Genomic DNA, 17,187 nt, shown 5'->3' with positions numbered 1-17,187 from the left:
CGATCCAAGAGATCCCGGCCGGCATGCTCGGCGACTTTTCACGGCACCCGGACGGGGAGGGCAGCGTTCAGGTCCAGCTTGATCCGGATATCCGGATCGATACAGCCAAGGTCTTTGCCGTCTACGGCAAGGGCGGTATCGGCAAGAGCACGACCTCGTCGAACCTGTCGGTCGCCTTTTCCAAGCTCGGCAAGCGGGTGCTGCAGATCGGCTGCGACCCCAAGCACGACTCGACCTTTACGTTGACGAAGTGTTTGGTCCCGACGGTCATCGACATCCTCGAATCCGTGGATTTCCATGCCGAGGAGCTGCGCCCGAGCGACTACGTCTACGAAGGCTACAACGGCGTGATGTGCGTGGAGGCGGGCGGACCGCCGGCCGGCACCGGCTGCGGCGGCTATGTCGTCGGTCAGACCGTGAAGCTGCTCAAGCAGCATCACCTGCTCGAAGACACCGACGTCGTCGTCTTCGATGTCCTCGGCGACGTGGTCTGCGGCGGGTTCGCCGCGCCGCTGCAACATGCCGAGCGTGCCCTGATCGTCACGGCCAACGACTTCGATTCGATCTTCGCGATGAACCGCATCGCCGCCGCGATCCAGGCCAAGGCCAAGCACTACGGCGTGCGCATCGGCGGCGTCATCGCCAACCGCAGTGTCAACACCGACGAGATCGACCGTTTCAACGACGCGGTGGGTTTGAAGCGGCTTGCGCATCTGCCGGACCTCGACGTCATTCGGCGCAGTCGCCTGAAGAAGTCGACGCTGTTCGAGATGGACGATGCAGACGGACTCGAGCATGCCAAGTCCGAGTATCTTCGCCTGGCCCGGATGCTGTGGGACGGGGTCGAGCCACTGGACGCGCAGCCCATGCGCGACCGCGACATCTTTGATTTTCTGGGGTTCGATTGATGGCCAACGGCTCGTATCAAGAGCGCCGCGAAGAGATCGAAACCTACTTCGATCGCACCGCCGCCGACGCCTGGCGCAAGCTGACATCCGACGTGAAGGTCAGCCGCATCCGGGCGACCGTGCGCGCGGGCCGCGACGACATGCGGGCAACCCTGTTGAATTGGCTGCCCGCCGATTTGACGGGTAAGCGACTGCTCGACGCCGGTTGCGGAACGGGTGCCTTGGCCTTCGAGGCGGCGCGCCGCGGTGCGGAGGTCGTCGCCATCGACGTCGCACCGACCCTGATCCAGATCGCGCAGGAACGCACTCCGGAGGATCTCGGCCCCGGGTCGGTCCATTTCGAGGCCGGCGACATGCTGGACCCGGCGCATGGCCGATTCGATCATGTGGTCGCCATGGATTCCTTGATCCATTACGTGCCGGCGGATGTGGTAAGGGTGCTGGCGGGACTGGCCGGGCGGACCGAGGGCTCGATCCTCTTCACCTTCGCGCCCAAGACGCCCGCGCTGGCGGTCATGCACGCCGTCGGGCAGCTCTTTCCGCGCGGCAACCGATCGCCTGCGATCGTGCCGGTCGGACCGGATCGGCTGCGAGCACTCTTGGCCGCCGAGCCGGCCCTTGCGGACTGGCAGCCGCAGCGGACCCGGCGGATCGCCGTCGGTTTTTACACGTCGCAGGCACTGGAGTTGGTGCCGGCGTGAGCTGTCGAGTGCAGTGCTCCGAGTCTGCCGTGGGTGCGCCTCGGCACATGCCGCCGAGAGCGGTCGCGGCAAGGCGGTCGGGCGTGATTTCGGTCCGGCGTCGGCCGATTCTTTCATTGGCTAGGGAGTCGTCCATCACATTGAGATCCAGTGCGGGTTTTCCAACGTTGATCGACATAGATCCGCTTGTCGCTCGCCGAGCGAACCAGGTCATCTGCGGTCATCGCGCTTCGGCCTAGCCGGCGTCCTCGGCTAGTCTTTCGTCCTACGGAGGTCACATCATGTCAGCAGCCATTACCAGTTATATCGACGTCGCTCAGCTTGTGCTCTATGTGTTCTGGTTCTTCTTTGCCGGGCTGATCTTCCACCTGCACCGCGAGAACAAGCGGGAAGGCTATCCGCTCGAGTCCACGCGTGGCGGCAAGATCAAGATCGAAGGCTTCCCGTCCATGCCCGAGCCGAAGACCTTCATCCTTCCGCACAACGGCGGAACCGTCTCCGTGCCGCGCGTCGAGCCCGTCGCCAAGGTGAACGCGACGCCGGCCCAACCCTATCCAGGCTCGCCGCTCATTCCCAACGGCGACCCGATGCTGTCCGGGTTCGGTCCTTCAGCCTCGCCCGATCGCGAGAAGCACCCGGATTTGACCGTCGATGGCGCGCCCAAGATCGTCCCGCTGCGGGTCGCGAAGGATTTCTCGATCGCGGAGAAGGATCCGGATCCGCGCGGCATGACGGTCGTCGGGTTCGACGGCGAGGTCGGCGGTGTCGTGACCGATGTCTGGGTCGACCGCTCCGAGCCGCAGATTCGCTATCTCGAGATGAAGGTCGCCAAGGGCGGGAAGCAGGTTCTGTTGCCCATCAACTTCACGCGCTTCGACAAGAAGAACCGCAAGGTCAAGGTCCAGTCGATCGCCGGCAAGCACTTCGCGAACGTGCCGGGTCTGGCCAAGCCGGATCAGGTCACCCTCTACGAAGAGGACAAGGTCTGCGCCTACTATGCCGGTGGTCAACTCTACGCAACTGCGGATCGGTCTGAGCCTCTGCTGTGAGAGAGTATGAGTCCGAGCCCATTCGGGGCTTGCCCGAGCATCTTCCTCCCGACGAGGAGATGCTCTGGCAGGGCGCGCCGCGTTGGACTGCTCTGGCGCGGCGCGCCTTTCATGTTCGGAAGGTCGCCGTCTATTTCGCCATCATTATGATCTGGCGAATCTTCGCGGATCTCTCCGCGGGGGGGGCCACGGCCGAGGTCGTGGTCGGTGCGCTCTGGATCCTGGCCCTCGGCGTCGTCTCGATCGGCGGCCTTTTGCTGCTGGCTTGGGCGATGGCGAGGTCCACGGTCTACACCATTACAACGCGTCGCGTGGTGATGCGTTTCGGTGTGGCACTGCCGATGATCGTGAACTTTCCGTTTGCCCAGATCCACTCCGCGCAGATGAAGCGCCATCGCGACGATACCGGAGACATCCCCATTATCCTGGTGGCGTCCACGCGCACGTCCTACACGGTCTTGTGGCCGCATGTTCGCCCCTGGCATTTCACCAAACCGCAGCCGATGCTCCGGGCCATTCCGGATGTGGCTCGGGTTGCCGAGATCCTCTCGGATGCCCTCAACCGCTATCTGGCCCAAACCGAAAAGGATGCTGCGCACGCCGAAGCGGGCACGGACGATCGCGCCGGATCCGATCCTGCTCCGGCATCCTGAAGAAGAGGTTGAATCTTGACTGAATTGCATGATCGTCCGTTCCCGCGGGGCATGCTCATCGCGGTTGCCTTGCTGATCGGTTTCACGATCCTGGCGGTCGCGGTCGCTAGGCTCACCGGCTTCGATCCAAGCCAGGCTCCCGTCTCGCCCGAGGTTGCGGTTCGCGATCTGAGTTTCGTCGAGGTCGGCCAGGGCGACCTGGCGGTCTACGATGCCGAGTCCGGGGTGCTGTTGGAAACGCTCCCGCCGACTGAGGACGGGTTCATTCGAGGGGTGCTTCGGACGATTGAGCGTGAGCGTCGGATGCACGGCGTCGCTCAGGATGGGCCCTATCGGCTGAGCCTCCGCGAGAACGGGCGCTTTACGTTGGAGGATCAAACGACCGACTTCTTCATCGACCTCAGGGCATTCGGCCCGACGAACGAAGCCGCTGTCGGTCGATTTCTATCGGCACAGCCATCTCCTCAGTGAGGTTGCGGCCGGGTATCCGGGCGAGCGTTGCCCTCTGCCCGGCCGCCGTCGCGACGACGCGAAGAATGCTCGTGCGACGTCTCGCCTGTTATTATTCGGCTCTCCGACCTCGATATTCCGCGTCCGCGGGATCGGCTCCAACCGAGCGACACGTCGGTCGATCCTCGACCCGGCGTTGGCGAGGTCCTTCGCTGCAGTGCAGGTGTGATCTCGGAAGGAGAGGTCTTCCGATCGCCATCGGCCAGAGAATAGGGCGCATTTCATGCTCGAATATGGTTACCCCGTTCTTTTCGCGCTGGGGCTCTGGTGGTTCAGCACGGGTGTGGTGCTCTATCTGGACAATCTGCCGGGTCGCACCTTCGGTTGGACGATGCTCGGCGGCTCCGTGGTGTTGGCGTTTGCCGTCTTTGCGCTCGTCGTCAGCAGTACCTCCACCTCTCTGAGCGCGGCCTACATCGCCTTTACCTCCGGCGTGCTGGTCTGGGGTGTCTTGGAGATGAGCTATTTCACCGGTCTTTTGACCGGGCCGCGCAAGACGCCGTGCCCGCCCGGTTGTGCGGCCTGGAAGCGATTCGGTCTCGCTATTCTGACCAGCCTCTATCATGAGCTCGCGGTCCTCTTGGCGGTGGCCTTCCTAGTCTTGATCTCATGGGGCGAGCCCAATCAGGTCGGGACCTGGACCTTCGTTGTGCTCTGGCTGATGCGCTGGAGCGCAAAGCTCAATCTCTTCTTGGGTGTTCCCAATTTGAACGACTGGTTGCCCGAGCATCTGGCCTATCTGAAGTCCTACATGCCCAAGCGGAGCATGAACCTCTTGTTTCCGATCTCGGTGACCCTTGCCACCCTGATCGTGGTTCTAATGGTGTCCAGTGCGCTGAGTCCGGGTGCGAGCGCGTTCGAGGTCGTGAGCCTGATTCTGGTGGCGACCCTTTTGGCGATGGGGATCCTCGAGCACTGGTTCCTCGTGCTTCCCTTGCCGGACGAGAGGCTCTGGGCCTGGGCGCTGCCCCCGCGGGACGCCGACGCAGAGCCGGGCGGGGAGCGCGGTCAGGGCGGGTCGCCTTCCGATGGATCGACCCGAAGAATGGCGGCCTCCCGTGAGACGTCGGGGCAGCAGGCGACCTCGCCTTCACCCGGTCGTTCCGTCGGGGGTGGTCGAAGCGGGGCTCCGATCACGGAGATTCCGTGAGCGCTTTGATCCGAGCCCGAGACTCGGCTAGGCTTACTCGCATGTCGGCCACGGCGACCGTCGGAGAGACGTGTCGTAGCGCCCGGCGCGGTTGACGCGAATCATATCGAGATGCTCGGGAATCAGCTAAGGTATGAAGCAATGCGCGCCCGGACGGCGCGATACGAAACGACCCGATTCGGAACTGTTCGAGCTCTAGGCCAACGCATCGCGGAGGCACTGCGTCCCGGTGCCCTCGCGTCTCGGTGTGATTGCCGGTGTCGCTGGCTCGACGAGCTCGGCTCCGCCCGAGATCGGACTGATGCGGTCAGGCTTGAATGGCCGTTTGCCGTTCGACCCGTTCCTGAGGAATTCTCATGCGTATATTGATGATCCAGCCGAACTATCACTGTGGTGGTGCGGAAATCGCGGGAAACTGGCCACCCGGTTGGGTTGCCTATATCGGCGGTGCGCTCAAGCACGCGGGCATGACGAACATCCGGTTCATCGATGCCATGACCTATGATATTCCGGACGACAAGCTGCGCGAGATCATCCGGGTCAACCAGCCCGACGTCGTTCTGGCGACCGCCATCACCCCGCAGATCTACAAGGCGCAAACCACGCTCCAGATCGCCAAGGAGGTGCTGCCGAATGTGATCACCGTCTTGGGCGGTATCCATCCGACCTTTATGTACACCCAGGTGTTCAGCGAGGCGCCCTGGATCGACTACATCGTGCGCGGCGAGGGCGAGGAGATCGCGGTCGCACTCCTGCAGTCCATCGAGGCGGGTACCCATCGACAAGACCGCAAGCGCATCTGGGGTATCGCCTACATCGACGACGACGGCCAGGTCGTCGCGACCCCGGCGCGTCCGGTCATCGAGGATCTGGATACCCTGACGCCGGATTGGTCCCTGCTCGACTGGGACAAGTACATCTACACGCCGCTCAACTGCCGGGTTGCCGTGCCGAACTTTGCGCGCGGCTGTCCTTTTACGTGTCGATTCTGCTCGCAGTGGAAGTTCTGGCGCAAGTATCGCCATCGCGACCCCAAGAAGTTCGTCGACGAGGTCGAGACCTTGGTGCGCGATTACAATGTCGGCTTCATGATCCTCGCCGACGAGGAGCCGACGATCTTCCAGAAGAAGTTCGTCGCACTCTGCGAGGAGTTGATCAAGCGCGATCTCCCGCTCCACTGGGGCATCAACACCCGCGTGACCGACATCATGCGCGACCGCGACCTGCTGCCCTTATACCGCAAGGCGGGTCTGGTCCATGTTTCGCTCGGCACCGAGGCGGTCTCGCAGTTGAACCTCGACACCTTCCGCAAGCAGACCACGGTCGAGCAGAACAAGCTGGCGGTCAAGCTCCTGCAGCAGGCCGGAATCGTCGCCGAGGTCCAGTTCATCATGGGTCTCGAGAACGAGACGCCCGAGACCATCGAGGAGACTTATAAGCTCGCCCAGGATTGGAAGCCCGATATGGCGAACTGGAATATGTATACGCCGTGGCCGTTCGCGGAGCTGTTCGAGGAGTTGGGCGACCGGGTGGAGGTTCGCGATTACTCGAAGTACAATTTCGTGACGCCGATCATGAAGCCGGAGGCGATGACGCGCGAGCAAGTGCTCAAAGGTGTTCTGAAGAATTATGCGCGCTTCTATATGCGCAAGAGCTTCTTGGAGTATCCTTGGATCAAGGACAAGTTCCGCAGACGTTACATGCTCGGCTGCCTCAAGGCATTCGCCAAGACGACCGCGTCGAAGAAGTTCTACGACCTCGAGCGGCTCAAGATGAAGGGCATGTCGACCGAGGTGGATCTGGGCTTCGATGCGTCCAAGGTCCTCACCGCAGACGAGATCGCGCAGTTGAAGCGGGATCGTCCCGAGCTGTCCGCGGACATGAATTTCAAAGGAACGCCCGTCAAGGTCGTGGCATGTGGCGCCCCGGACGATCTGCAGGTCTCGGAATCGGATCTGCCGGTCAGGGCTGCCGTCTCCAAGCCCAAGATGACAGCAGTCCAACCTGACTAAATGGATTCAAGACATGGCGCCTCCACTCCCTCCAAGCCTACCGCTCGAGCTGCTCGAGCGGTTCGGACATTTGCCGCCGGGATGTGCCTTGGCGGCATCGCAGATGGGCGGTGACGCGACCTTCTCGGATTCGAACTACAAAGAAGCGCTCATGGGGCTGCGCGACAGACCCGATGAGCATGTCTCCGTGTATGTGCACGTCCCCTTCTGTCACGTGCGTTGTCTCTACTGTGCGTGCAATACCACCATCACGCACAGCGAGGAGAAGGTCGACCAGTACCTCGACGCACTCGACCGCGAGATGACGTTGGTCACCGACATCATCGGGCGCGGTCGGGTGACGGATCAGCTTCACGTCGGGGGCGGTACGCCGAACCATCTCAACGAGCCCCAGCTTGCACGGCTGATCGAGATCGTCGAGCGCCATTTCCGGATCGCCGAGCAAGCCTGCACCTCGATCGAGTGCAATCCGCGCCGCACCTCTGCCGGGCAGCTCGACCTCCTCTACGGGCTTGGGTTCAAGCGCATCAGCTTCGGTGTGCAGGACCTGAACGCCGACGTGCAGCGTGCGATCGGCCGCGTCCAGTCACTCGATATGGTTCGCGATGTCTTTCTGACGGCGCGCGACACCGGTTTCGAGAGCATCAATCTCGATCTGATCTACGGCCTGCCCTTCCAGACCCCCGAGGGTTTTCAAGCGACACTCGACCGGATCGTCGAGCTCGGACCGGACCGGGTCGCTTGTTTCAGCTACGCGCACGATCCCGTGAGCAGACCCCATCAGCACGCCATCAGCGCGGAGCACCTTCCGTCCGTGGCCGAAAAGCTGGCACTCTTCCATCAAGCCGTGGAGTCCTTCTCGGCAGCGGGCTATCGCTGGGTCGGTTTGGATGTTTTCGCGCGAGAGGCCGACGAGCTGACCAGTGCCCAAGACGAGCGTCGACTCTATCGCAATGCGATCGGTTACACCCCGATGCCGGCCAAACAGGTTCTTGCCTTCGGTCCAAGCGGGATCGGGGAGGTCGGCGGCGCGCTTGTTCAGAACGCGCCGGACCTCAAGACCTGGCAACTTCGTCTGGCCTCCGGACTGCTTCCGGTGTCCTGGGGGCGTCGCCTGAGCGATCAGGATCGACGGCGGCGCGAGGCCATCCTCTTCCTCATGTGCAACCTGGAGCTCCCCGCGGCATCCGCGCAGGGATTGGAGCGGGAGTACGAGAGCCTGTGCCGCGACGGCGGGCGCGGCCTGCTCGAGGTGACGGACGACGGGATCAGGGTCACCGAGGAGGGTCGTTATCTGCTGCACGGCCTCTGCGTCGAGCAGGATGCTTCCGTCGACTGGGGAAGCATCCAGTGGCGCGCGACGGCCGGGCCTTGAAGGCGCCCGCCGATTTCGGCGCGACCGCGAGGGTCGGGCCCAATGCCGTCATCCGCGTCGCCGAGGCGCTGGCTCAGGCGCGCGGGGCGGACGCCGTCGCGCAGGTGTTCAAGGCCGCAGGCCTCGAGCGCTACCTGACGACGCCCCCGAGCGAGATGCTCGACGAGCGCGAGGTCACCCGTCTCCAGGCAGCGCTGCGGGAGGAATTGGGTCTCGCAGCCGCACGTCCGGTGTCGCACGATGCGGGATTGCGCACGGGAGACTACCTGCTCGCCAACCGCATCCCGCGGCCGGTCCAGCGCCTCCTTGGGATCCTGCCGGCTCGCCTCGCGAGCCGCGTTCTGATCACGGCCATTCGTCGCAACGCCTGGACCTTTGTCGGCAGCGGCGTCTTCGACGGCAAACCCGGTCGCCCGACCAGGCTGTCGGTAACGGACGGCCCGATCTGCCGGGGTGCTTCGGCCAACGAGCCTCTCTGTGACTTCTATTCAGGGAGCTTCGAGCGGTTGTTCTCCCGGCTCGTGCATCCGGATGCGCGCGTCACCGAGATCGCCTGCCAGGCCAACGGCGCCGAGTCCTGTGTCTTCGAGGTCCGCTGGTAGCGCGTCTTTCGTGAGTGCTCGTCCAGATCCGATGGACAGTCTCGATCTCCGGCTCCCCTCCCAACCAGATTCGGCCTATTGCGCCGTTCTCGTCGGCGGCGAGCGATGGGACGGTTCGATGCTCGACGCGCGCGTACGGCAACGGGCCTCGTTTCTCCAGGCTCGGGGTCTCGAGCCCGGCCACGTCGTCCTCTGTCCCGACGCCCCCGTCCTTGATGTGCTCTTGATGAGCAGCGCCGCAGCGCGGCTCGGTGTTGCCGTGTTTCCCTTTCGTGCCGGCCTCGGACGCGCGGAATGGGATGCACTGGCTGTCGCAACGGGGACCGAGTGGCGATGGCAGCCCGAGTCCGGTGACCTTGTAAGCACCGGTGTCCTTTCCGCGGCGATGATCCCGCAAGAAACGCCGGTTGCTCGATTGATCAACACGAGCGGCAGCAGCGGCCAACCTAAGGTCGTCATGCTGAGCGCGAAAAATCTCCAGGTCTCGGCCGCCGCCGTCAATCGACAGCTCGGGTTCGGCGTCGACGATGTCTGGCTCTGTTGTCTTCGATTAAGCCATGTCGGCGGGTTGGCGATTCTGGATCGCACTGCGCTTGCGGGGGCGAGTCTTGTTCTGCACGAGCGCTTCGACGCGCAAACGCTGGCCGAGGATCTGCGCCGGCATGCCGTGACCCATATCTCCCTGGTGCCGCCGATGCTGGACCGTCTCTTGGGTGTCGGCGCGACCCCGCCCAAGAGCCTTCGCGTCCTCTTGGTGGGCGGTCAAGCACTAAGCCCGGTGCTCGCCGAGCGCGCGCTGGCCGCGGGATGGCCGCTCTATCTCACCTATGGAATGACCGAGACTGCATCCCAGATCGCGACCTCGGCCCGTGCACTGGAGCGCGTTGGCGTTGATGGCGGCATCGGCCCGCTCCTTCCCGGCGTCGAGATCGCCTCCAGCCCACCCGCGACCAGTCCGGCTCGGTTGAGAGTCCGCGGTCCGATGGTAATGATCGGCTACGCCAATCCGCAGCGGCTGCCGGGGCGGGGCCTCGATGACGGCTGGTTCGAGACCTCGGACCTCGGCGGCGTCGGCGACGACGGTGAGCTGCGGGTTGTCGGGCGAGCCGACGAGGCTCTGGTCATCGGCGGCACCAATGTCTCGATTTCCCGGGTCGAAGCCGTGCTGTGTCAGGCTCCGGGTGTTGCCGAGGTGGTGGTTGTCGCACTCGACGATCCGGTTTGGGGCCACCGCATGGTTGCGATCTACCGCGGCCAGCCGGACGAGCCGGCTCTCGGTCGCTGGTGCGAGCAAGCCTTGTCGGGCGCCGAGCGCCCTCGCGCATTTAGGCGAGTCGCCGAGCTCCCGCTCCTTGATTCCGGCAAATATGACCGGAGCCTGATCCGCGCCATGGCGCAAACCGCCTCGAAGGCTTGAATCCCGAAGACTGTTGTTATCTCCCGCCGCTCTCCGACATCCCAATCACAGAGTCGGCTGACCACAAGAATTATATGTAAATCGGCCTTGACACATGCAGCTGTCAGGTTAAACTAACACTCGTGGATCGCACCTCGCATCCGGGTTTCCCGGTTCGACAGTGAGCAGACAGCGCCTTCCACACGTCGGAGTGCCCCGTCCGGAATCGCCGGTCGGCACTCGCGCCAATCCCTCAACCGGAGGTTAATTCGATGGCCGAAATGAAGAACCTGTCGGGTCTCACCGACGAGCAAGCGAAGGAGTTCCACGAGCATTGGAAGCATGGTGTGCAGAGCTGGGTCATGATCGCGACCCTGGTCCACGTGATGACGTGGGTTTACCAGCCCTGGTTCTGAACTCTGAGCGACAAGGAGAATATTTATGCAAGTCCCGTATATGATGGCCGATCCCTCCATTGCCAAACCCGATCATCCTGAAGAAGACTGGAAGATCTGGACCGTGATCAACCCGGCCGTCTGGATGGTCCCGTTCTTCTTCATCCTGTTCATCCAGATGTGGATGATCCACACCTACGCGCTGAGCCTGCCGGGCTACGGTTTCAAGGACAGCGTGCGCGTCGCCGAGCCCGTTGCGATTGCCGCCCCGGCTCCGGCCGCTCCGGCCGCTCCAGCTGCCGAATAAGCGGCGTCATCGGCTGAGTCCTCAGCCGATTCCGCGCAGCCAGGAGGCTGTCCGACTTCGGTGCGCAACGCGCTCTCACGCGAATTTCAGTGGTTTCGAGCATGTCGAAGCCGCCGAAATCCGCGTAGTGCATCGCCATCGATCATTTCGTGACCGGTTTTCGGCGATGTCCAGACCGAGATCCGACAAGTCGGACAGACTCCTGGCGGCGGTCTTGCGGACCTGAGCCCAATTGGTCGCCGGCCTGAATGCCTAAGCGGTCGGGGGCGCGGCGAACCATCGCCGGTCAAGATCGATCATGCGCCTGCATCCCGCCACCGACCCTGTGACGCCTCCCGACCAGGTTGTCGCCAAACCGCCGACCTTATCGGCCTTTGCGTCGCTGCCCCCGCTGTTCCGGCGGGATCTCCTGACCTTGTTTGCGCGGGCCTCGCAGACGCCGTTCGTTCGTCTCGACTATCTCGGCTTTCGGCTGTTTCAGCTCAACGATCCGACACTGATTCGGGCGGTGCTGCTCGACAAGGAGCGGCGCTATCGCAAGGGCCGCCTGATGCGTCGGCTCGGCGCCGTGACTGGCGAGGGTTTGCTGATCAACGACGGCGAGCGCTGGAAGAGGCATCGCCGTCTCGCCAATCCGTCCATGTCCGGCCGTCGCCTCGAAGGATATGCGCCGGCGATGGCCGAATCGGCTCGACTCCTGGTCGAACGCTGGCGTGCCCTGCCGCCGGGACAGCCGGTGGATTTGATCGCGGAGATCTCCCGCACGACACTCATCGCCTTGCTGCGGACGCTCTTCGGCATCGACTACGACGCGCGCTACGCGGCTGTCAGCGAGGTCATTCACCGCCTGCTCGATGCACTCGTACAACGCGGAAGCAGCCTCCTCGCACCGCCGCTGAGCTGGCCGACACCTGCCAACCTGCGCTTTCGGCGCAAGATCACCGAGGCGGAAGCGATCCTGGCGCGCATCATCGACACCCGTCGCCGCCATCTAAACGACGACCAGGACCCGAGCGATCTGCTCGGCCAATGGCTTCGCCAGCGCGAGCAGGATCCTGAGCATTTCACCCCGGACGAGATGCGCGACGAGCTCATGACCATGCTCATCGCCGGCCATCATTCGCTCGCGATCGCGCTGAGCTGGGCCCTCTGGGAGGTCGCCGGCGACCCGGATCTGCAGCAGCATCTGCGCTCCGAGGTGGACCCGCTGGAGAAGGCGCCAACCGACGCCGACGCGGTGCAGGCCCTGCCATTGATACAGGGCGCCTTCCTGGAGGCGCTCCGTCTCTACCCGCAGCCGCCGATCCTGCTCCGCGATGCCGTCAGCGATCATGTCCTTGGCCGTTACCGCATCCGTGCCGGCGATCAACTCATCATCAACATCCTCGCCATCCACCACGACCCCCAGCTGTGGTCGGAGCCACATCGCTTCCGGGCGGATCGCTACCCAAACATCAATCCGGACCATCTGATGCAGGCGCATCATCTGGGCTTCGGGGGTGGACCGCGCAGTTGTATCGGGCGTCGCTTCGCCCTGATCGAAGGCACCCTGCTGCTGGCCCATCTCGTGCGCGGACTGCAGCTCGAGCGCGCTACCGCGGGTCCGATCGAGCCTCGCTTTGCCGGCATGATGGTGCCCTCGGCACCGCTGCTGCTGCATGTGACCCCGAGGTGAGCGAAGCAGCCAACGCCGATACTCCGAGCACCGGCGGCGCTGCGCCGGTCGCGCCGACGCTCGACGGCGTCAGCCGCACCCTACTGATCCCTCTGCTCGCCCGCGCCGAGGCCCAGTCGCTCTGGCCCGGGGTCGCATTCGACGATGCCGCAGCGCGCGACCTGGCGGCAAGGCTTGCCGTCGATCGCGCCGCGGTGGGATCGGACCCTTTCCCGATGCGGCTCTGCATCAGCCGCTCACTGGCGATCGAGGAAGCGCTCGGTACATTACTGAGCGAGCCGATCGAGCGCACCCTGGTGCTGCTCGCCTGCGGTCTCGATACCCTTCCTGTACGGCTTGATGCAACCCTCGCACCCGCACGGCGGGCGCGCGTGCGCCGCTGGGTCTGCGCCGACCTGCCGCCGGTCATGGCGCTACGCGACCAGCTCCTGCCGGCGTCGGAGCGGATTCGGCACGTCCGCGCGACGCTGCCCGATCAGCTCGATGAGGTCGCCGCCGCACTCGACGAGACGCGGCCGGTGTTTATCCTGGAAGGGGTTCTACCCTACCTCGATGCCGAGCAGGTTGCAGACTGTCTCGTCGCACTCGGCAGGCTGGCGCCCGCCGGGGCCGATCTCCTGGTCGATGGCTACCATCCGGCCTTGCTCGCCTTCTCGAGGCTCGGCAACACCTTTCGGCGGATGCGCACCCGCTTCCGCTTTGGCATCGCGGACCCGCGCGATTACGCCGGGATGGCCCCGCGCATCCACTTTCGCGCGCAGCGGAATCTGCTGCGTCCCCTGCCCTGGCATCACCGCAAGCGTGCCTTGCTGCCGTCGCTCGTCGCTGGCGGCAAGCCGCTGGCCACGCTGGCCCAGCTCGAGCTCACGCCGAGCGCCGGTGTCACCCCGTAACAGAGCGTCCGCCATGACCGATACCGCGCCTTCGGCCCCGCCACAGTATCCGCTCCTCGACTTGATCGATGCCCCAACCGATCTGCGTGCCCTCCCGAGCAGTGCCCTGAGGCCGCTGGCGAGCGAGCTGCGCGCCTTCTTGATCGACAGCGTCTCGCGCACCGGTGGCCATCTCGCCGCTGGACTCGGCGTGGTCGAGCTCACCATCGCCCTGCATCGCGTCTTTTCTCAGAGCGCTTTCCGAATCGCTACTTCGATGTCACCCTCGCGGTCGATCGCGCAGGGCTCCTCGTTGGCGCCGATGGCGCGACCCATGCCGGCAGCTTCGACCTCAGCTTCGCTCGCACCCAGCCCAATCTCGTCATCGCCGCCCCGGCCGACGAGAACGAATGCTGGCAGCTGCTCGAAACCGCCTATCAGCATCCGGGTCCGGCCCTGGTGCGCTACCCGCGCGGCACCGGCCCCGGCGTCGCCCTCAAGCGCGGAGCCGAGACGTTACCTATCGGTCGTGGCGAAATCAGGCGCATGGGACGCGATATCGCGCTGCTCGCCTTCGGTAGTCGCGTCCCCGCCGCCGAAGAAGCGGGGCGGGTACTGGAGGCTACCGTCGCCAACATGCGCTTCGTCAAGCCCTTGGATGAGACACTCATCCTCGAGCTCGCCGATCGCCATCGGCTGCTGGTCACGGTCGAGGAGAATGCGATCGCAGGCGGCGCCGGCTCTGCCGTTTCCGAGGTGCTCGCCGCGCATGGCCTGAATGTCTACTGCCTGCACCTCGGGCTGCCCGATCTCTGCTTAGAGCAAGCCGGGCATGAGGAACAGCTACGCGTCTGCGGCCTCGATGCCGCCGGTATCCTGTACAGCGTCAGGATGGAGATGGAGCACATCGACTTCTGCGCCAGGGATGATGCGCATGTCTGCCCCGCAGTTGGGGCAGGTCAGCGGCAGAGACTCGAACAGCCGACAACGGCGGAAAAGGCGGTTTGCGATGCGTCCTGATGCCAGGACGCGCTGTGACGGCGACCGAAGACGCGATGCGTCGCCATCCCGCCCCGGCGACGCGGACCAAGACCGCTCCGCTTAGCGTCGGGGCATCCGATAAGGCAGCAGGTGCTGGACCCAAGCCGAGCGGAAGCGATCCAGCGATAGGCTCTCATGAACCGCCTCGATCGGACGGCCCTGCAGGTGTGAAGCAATCACCGAGCGTGAATAAAAGGGCGTGTCCTCCAAGGTCTTGACGACCCGTGGCGGATGCTTGGCATCGGCTTGACTGGAGCGCGGCATGCGCCAGATCGGGGTGCGCGCGAGGCGATGATCCGTCGGCGGATCGAAGTGACTCAAGCCACCGTCGGCACCGAAGTGCAGCCCGAGCGACAGCCTTCCTCCCTCACGCCGATCGGCATGATAAAGGATCAGACTTTCATCGCCACCAAGACTGGCACGCGACCAATCCCAATACCGGAAGGCATCCTCCAGCGGCTCGTCGCCCCAGTTGCGGTCAAAGTAGGCATGACCAGTCCAATTCAGCGCCGGCCGCTCGAAGCTCACCTCGACCGTGGCGCTTGGTGCTATCGGCTGCCAGCGATGCCGACCGGCCTGATCGAGCGTAAAGACCTGCTCATTGATAAAGGCCGGCGCGAGCTTGACCTGCCCTCGCACACGCTGCGGGATCGGGGTGCCGATCTCGTCCAGCTCCACCGTCAGGCCACCATCGGCATCCCACTGCAGTGCGCTCGGTCCGATCTGCAGGCGCGAAGCGGTTTGCGCGAGCGCATGCTGACGCCGCTCGGTCATGGTCCAGCGCCGCTCTTTACCGTAGAGACAAACGTTCAACGAGCAATAATCGCGCGGCTCATTGCGACCACGACGTCTACCCTTGAAGTAGTAAGGCGAGAAGACGCTGCCGATGAAGGCGATCAGGGTCAGCCCATGGCGGCCGTCATCACTGAGCGCGTCCACATACCACCAGGCATACCCGCGCGGCGGAACCTGTACGCTCAGGTCAGGTCCCTGAGGATCGCCTCCGCCGCCAGGCGCCCCGAGATGGTCGCCATCGGCACCCCCGGGCCCGGATGCACGCTGCCCCCCGCCAGATACAGCCCCGCCAGACGCGAGCGAGCCGCCGAGCGGCTGAACGGCCCCCGCCATCCATGCGAGGTGCGGCCATAGAGCGCGCCCCCGGTGGCCGGAAACAGGCGCTCGAACTCCGTCGGCGTGGTGATCACCCGACGCTCCGGACTGATGTCGGCCCTGAGGCCACAGCGGCGCAACAGGTTGAATGTCTGCTCCTCGCATTGTTCGATCTCTTCACTGGTGAAAGGTTTGATATCGCCCCGCGCGGGTGCATTGACGAGGCACAACAGCCGTTCCGGCCCCTGGACCTCCGAGTCGTCATCGCGATCCTGTGCGCAGACATAGACCGTCGGCTCTCCGGGCAGCTCGCCACGCCCGAAGATGGCCTTGAACTCCTCGGCATAGTCGCGGCAGAAGAACACATTGTGCCGCACCAGCGGGAAGCCATGGGTCTTGGCATTGACACAGAAGGTTACCGCTGATAATGAGCGCGCGGAGCGTGGATGCGCCGAGACCGCGCGGCGCGCTGCGGCCCCAAAGGACCCAGCGGACAGAGCCGCGACATCGGCGTTGCAGAGCACGGCATCCGCCTGAATACGCTCACCGGTCTCAAGCTGCACGCCAACGACGCGCTTGCGCTCGACGAGGATCTCCTGGACGCCGGAGTGGTAGCACAGCTTGACGCCTCGTTCCTGTGCGAGCGCTGCACAGGCCTTAGGCAACTGATGGATACCGCCATCGACTGACCAGACCCCGGCCTGCTCCACATGCGCGACGATCCCGAGCGTTGGCGGCGCGCGGAACGGCGAGGAGCCGACGTAGGTGGCATAGCGACCGAAGAGCTGGCGCAGCCGGGGATCCGGGAAGAAACGGCCCAAGTCCTGCCAGAGCGTCGAGTAGGGCTTCAGGCGCGCAACCGGAATCAGGCCGGAATCGAGCACGAGCGAGAGCGGGGTTGGCTCCGCAAGCTGGATGAAGGCATGCTCCAAGGTGCGGTACATGTCGCTGGCGCGCGCGCAGAAGGCGCGAAACAGACGCGCCTGCTCGGCACCGGCAAAGTCCCCGATCGCCTCTGCCGAGCGATCGATGTCGGTGTAGAGGTCGAGCCGCTCGTCCTCACTCCAGGCATGGCGCGCCAAGACCTCGACCGGACGCAAGCTGAGATAATCTTCCAGCCTGGCTCCAGCCGCGGCAAAGAGATCGTCGAACACCCAGCGCATGGTCACCACGGTCGGCCCCGAATCGATCTGCGCACCGGCGACCTGGACCTCACGCATCTTGCCGCCCGGATAGCCCGAGCGCTCCAACAACGTGACTCGGACCCCCTGGGCGGCAACCCTGATCGCGGCGGCCAGACCGCCGATCCCGGCGCCGATCACGACGACGTGCGGCTCAGCCATCGGCCAACCGCGATCTTGCGCGGGGGCGAGCAAGGGTTGCGAGGAACACGGCTTGAGCAGCGCAACGCCGAACGGGACAGCGGCTGGC

17 protein-coding genes and 2 pseudogenes are annotated in these 17,187 nt (G+C 64.4%); 17 read left to right on the top strand and 2 right to left on the bottom strand.

Annotation, left to right across the window (positions count from 1 at the left end; genetic code table 11):
* The first annotated feature begins 23 nt into the window (after positions 1-23).
* The 17 genes and pseudogenes from bchL to KFB96_RS27575 all read left to right on the top strand — a co-directional run bounded on the left by bchL (position 24) and on the right by KFB96_RS27575 (position 14,625).
* Complete coding sequence (bchL, locus tag KFB96_RS13260; protein WP_213458245.1) at positions 24-908, top strand: ferredoxin:protochlorophyllide reductase (ATP-dependent) iron-sulfur ATP-binding protein; 885 nt, start codon at positions 24-26, stop codon at positions 906-908.
* Entirely contained in the window at positions 908-1,609 is a 702-nt protein-coding gene (gene bchM / locus KFB96_RS13255) for a magnesium protoporphyrin IX methyltransferase (protein WP_213457985.1), read from the top strand. Before bchL ends, bchM begins: the two co-directional genes overlap by 1 nt.
* A gap of 281 nt (positions 1,610-1,890) precedes the next feature.
* A complete protein-coding gene (gene puhA, locus KFB96_RS13250; protein WP_213457986.1) occupies positions 1,891-2,658 on the top strand; it encodes a photosynthetic reaction center subunit H in 768 nt (255 codons plus the stop codon).
* A complete protein-coding gene (gene puhB / locus KFB96_RS13245) occupies positions 2,655-3,311 on the top strand; it encodes a photosynthetic complex putative assembly protein PuhB (protein ID WP_213465380.1) in 657 nt (218 codons plus the stop codon). The genes puhA and puhB overlap by 4 nt, the downstream gene beginning before the upstream one ends.
* A 15-nt stretch (positions 3,312-3,326) precedes the next feature.
* Positions 3,327-3,782, top strand: a complete 456-nt coding sequence (puhC, locus tag KFB96_RS13240) for a photosynthetic complex assembly protein PuhC (protein ID WP_213457987.1) — start codon at positions 3,327-3,329, stop codon at positions 3,780-3,782.
* Between the two features lie 262 nt (positions 3,783-4,044).
* Positions 4,045-4,971, top strand: coding sequence for a putative photosynthetic complex assembly protein PuhE (puhE, locus tag KFB96_RS13235; protein ID WP_213457988.1), 927 nt, complete (start codon positions 4,045-4,047; stop codon positions 4,969-4,971).
* Positions 4,972-5,327: 356 nt separating this feature from the next.
* Complete coding sequence (gene bchE / locus KFB96_RS13230; protein ID WP_213457989.1) at positions 5,328-6,983, top strand: magnesium-protoporphyrin IX monomethyl ester anaerobic oxidative cyclase; 1,656 nt, start codon at positions 5,328-5,330, stop codon at positions 6,981-6,983.
* A gap of 13 nt (positions 6,984-6,996) precedes the next feature.
* Complete coding sequence (gene hemN, locus KFB96_RS13225; protein WP_213457990.1) at positions 6,997-8,358, top strand: oxygen-independent coproporphyrinogen III oxidase; 1,362 nt, start codon at positions 6,997-6,999, stop codon at positions 8,356-8,358.
* The gene (gene bchJ, locus KFB96_RS13220) at positions 8,334-8,960 is read left to right on the top strand and encodes a bacteriochlorophyll 4-vinyl reductase (RefSeq protein ID WP_213457991.1); all 627 of its coding nucleotides are present in this window, start codon (positions 8,334-8,336) and stop codon (positions 8,958-8,960) included. Before hemN ends, bchJ begins: the two co-directional genes overlap by 25 nt.
* Positions 8,961-9,078: 118 nt before the next feature.
* Positions 9,079-10,377, top strand: a complete 1,299-nt coding sequence (locus tag KFB96_RS13215; RefSeq protein WP_300970183.1) for an AMP-binding protein — start codon at positions 9,079-9,081, stop codon at positions 10,375-10,377.
* Between the two features lie 251 nt (positions 10,378-10,628).
* Positions 10,629-10,772 carry a light-harvesting antenna LH1, beta subunit gene (gene pufB, locus KFB96_RS13210; protein WP_213457993.1) on the top strand — a complete coding sequence of 48 codons (144 nt, stop codon included), beginning with the start codon at positions 10,629-10,631 and terminating at the stop codon, positions 10,770-10,772.
* 25 nt (positions 10,773-10,797) lie between these two features.
* Complete coding sequence (gene pufA / locus KFB96_RS13205; protein ID WP_213457994.1) at positions 10,798-11,058, top strand: light-harvesting antenna LH1, alpha subunit; 261 nt, start codon at positions 10,798-10,800, stop codon at positions 11,056-11,058.
* A gap of 298 nt (positions 11,059-11,356) precedes the next feature.
* Positions 11,357-12,733, top strand: coding sequence for a cytochrome P450 (locus KFB96_RS13200; protein WP_213457995.1), 1,377 nt, complete (start codon positions 11,357-11,359; stop codon positions 12,731-12,733).
* Positions 12,730-13,626, top strand: a complete 897-nt coding sequence (locus KFB96_RS13195) for a class I SAM-dependent methyltransferase (RefSeq protein ID WP_213457996.1) — start codon at positions 12,730-12,732, stop codon at positions 13,624-13,626. Before KFB96_RS13200 ends, KFB96_RS13195 begins: the two co-directional genes overlap by 4 nt.
* 13 nt (positions 13,627-13,639) lie before the next feature.
* Positions 13,640-13,801 (top strand): annotated as a pseudogene (locus KFB96_RS27585) (1-deoxy-D-xylulose-5-phosphate synthase N-terminal domain-containing protein); the annotation flags it as partial.
* Positions 13,802-13,941: 140 nt separating this feature from the next.
* Positions 13,942-14,025: pseudogene (locus tag KFB96_RS27580) on the top strand (hypothetical protein); the annotation flags it as partial.
* Positions 14,026-14,064: 39 nt separating this feature from the next.
* Positions 14,065-14,625, top strand: coding sequence for a transketolase C-terminal domain-containing protein (locus KFB96_RS27575; RefSeq protein WP_366931486.1), 561 nt, complete (start codon positions 14,065-14,067; stop codon positions 14,623-14,625).
* A gap of 81 nt (positions 14,626-14,706) precedes the next feature.
* Here KFB96_RS27575 and KFB96_RS13185 read toward each other — a convergent pair whose 3' ends face one another.
* Both KFB96_RS13185 and crtD read right to left on the bottom strand, forming a co-directional pair.
* Positions 14,707-15,585: a carotenoid 1,2-hydratase gene (locus tag KFB96_RS13185; RefSeq protein WP_213457997.1), complete on the bottom strand. Its 879-nt coding sequence runs from the start codon at positions 15,583-15,585 to the stop codon at positions 14,707-14,709.
* 38 nt (positions 15,586-15,623) lie between these two features.
* Entirely contained in the window at positions 15,624-17,099 is a 1,476-nt protein-coding gene (gene crtD, locus KFB96_RS13180; RefSeq protein ID WP_213457998.1) for a 1-hydroxycarotenoid 3,4-desaturase CrtD, read from the bottom strand.
* Positions 17,100-17,187: the final 88 nt, after the last annotated feature.

Source organism: Thiocapsa sp. (assembly GCF_018399035.1).
In the GTDB taxonomy this organism is placed as follows: domain Bacteria; phylum Pseudomonadota; class Gammaproteobacteria; order Chromatiales; family Chromatiaceae; genus Thiocapsa.
The sequence above is the reverse complement of the archived record's forward strand: the minus strand, read 5'-3'. Positions and strand labels throughout refer to the sequence as shown.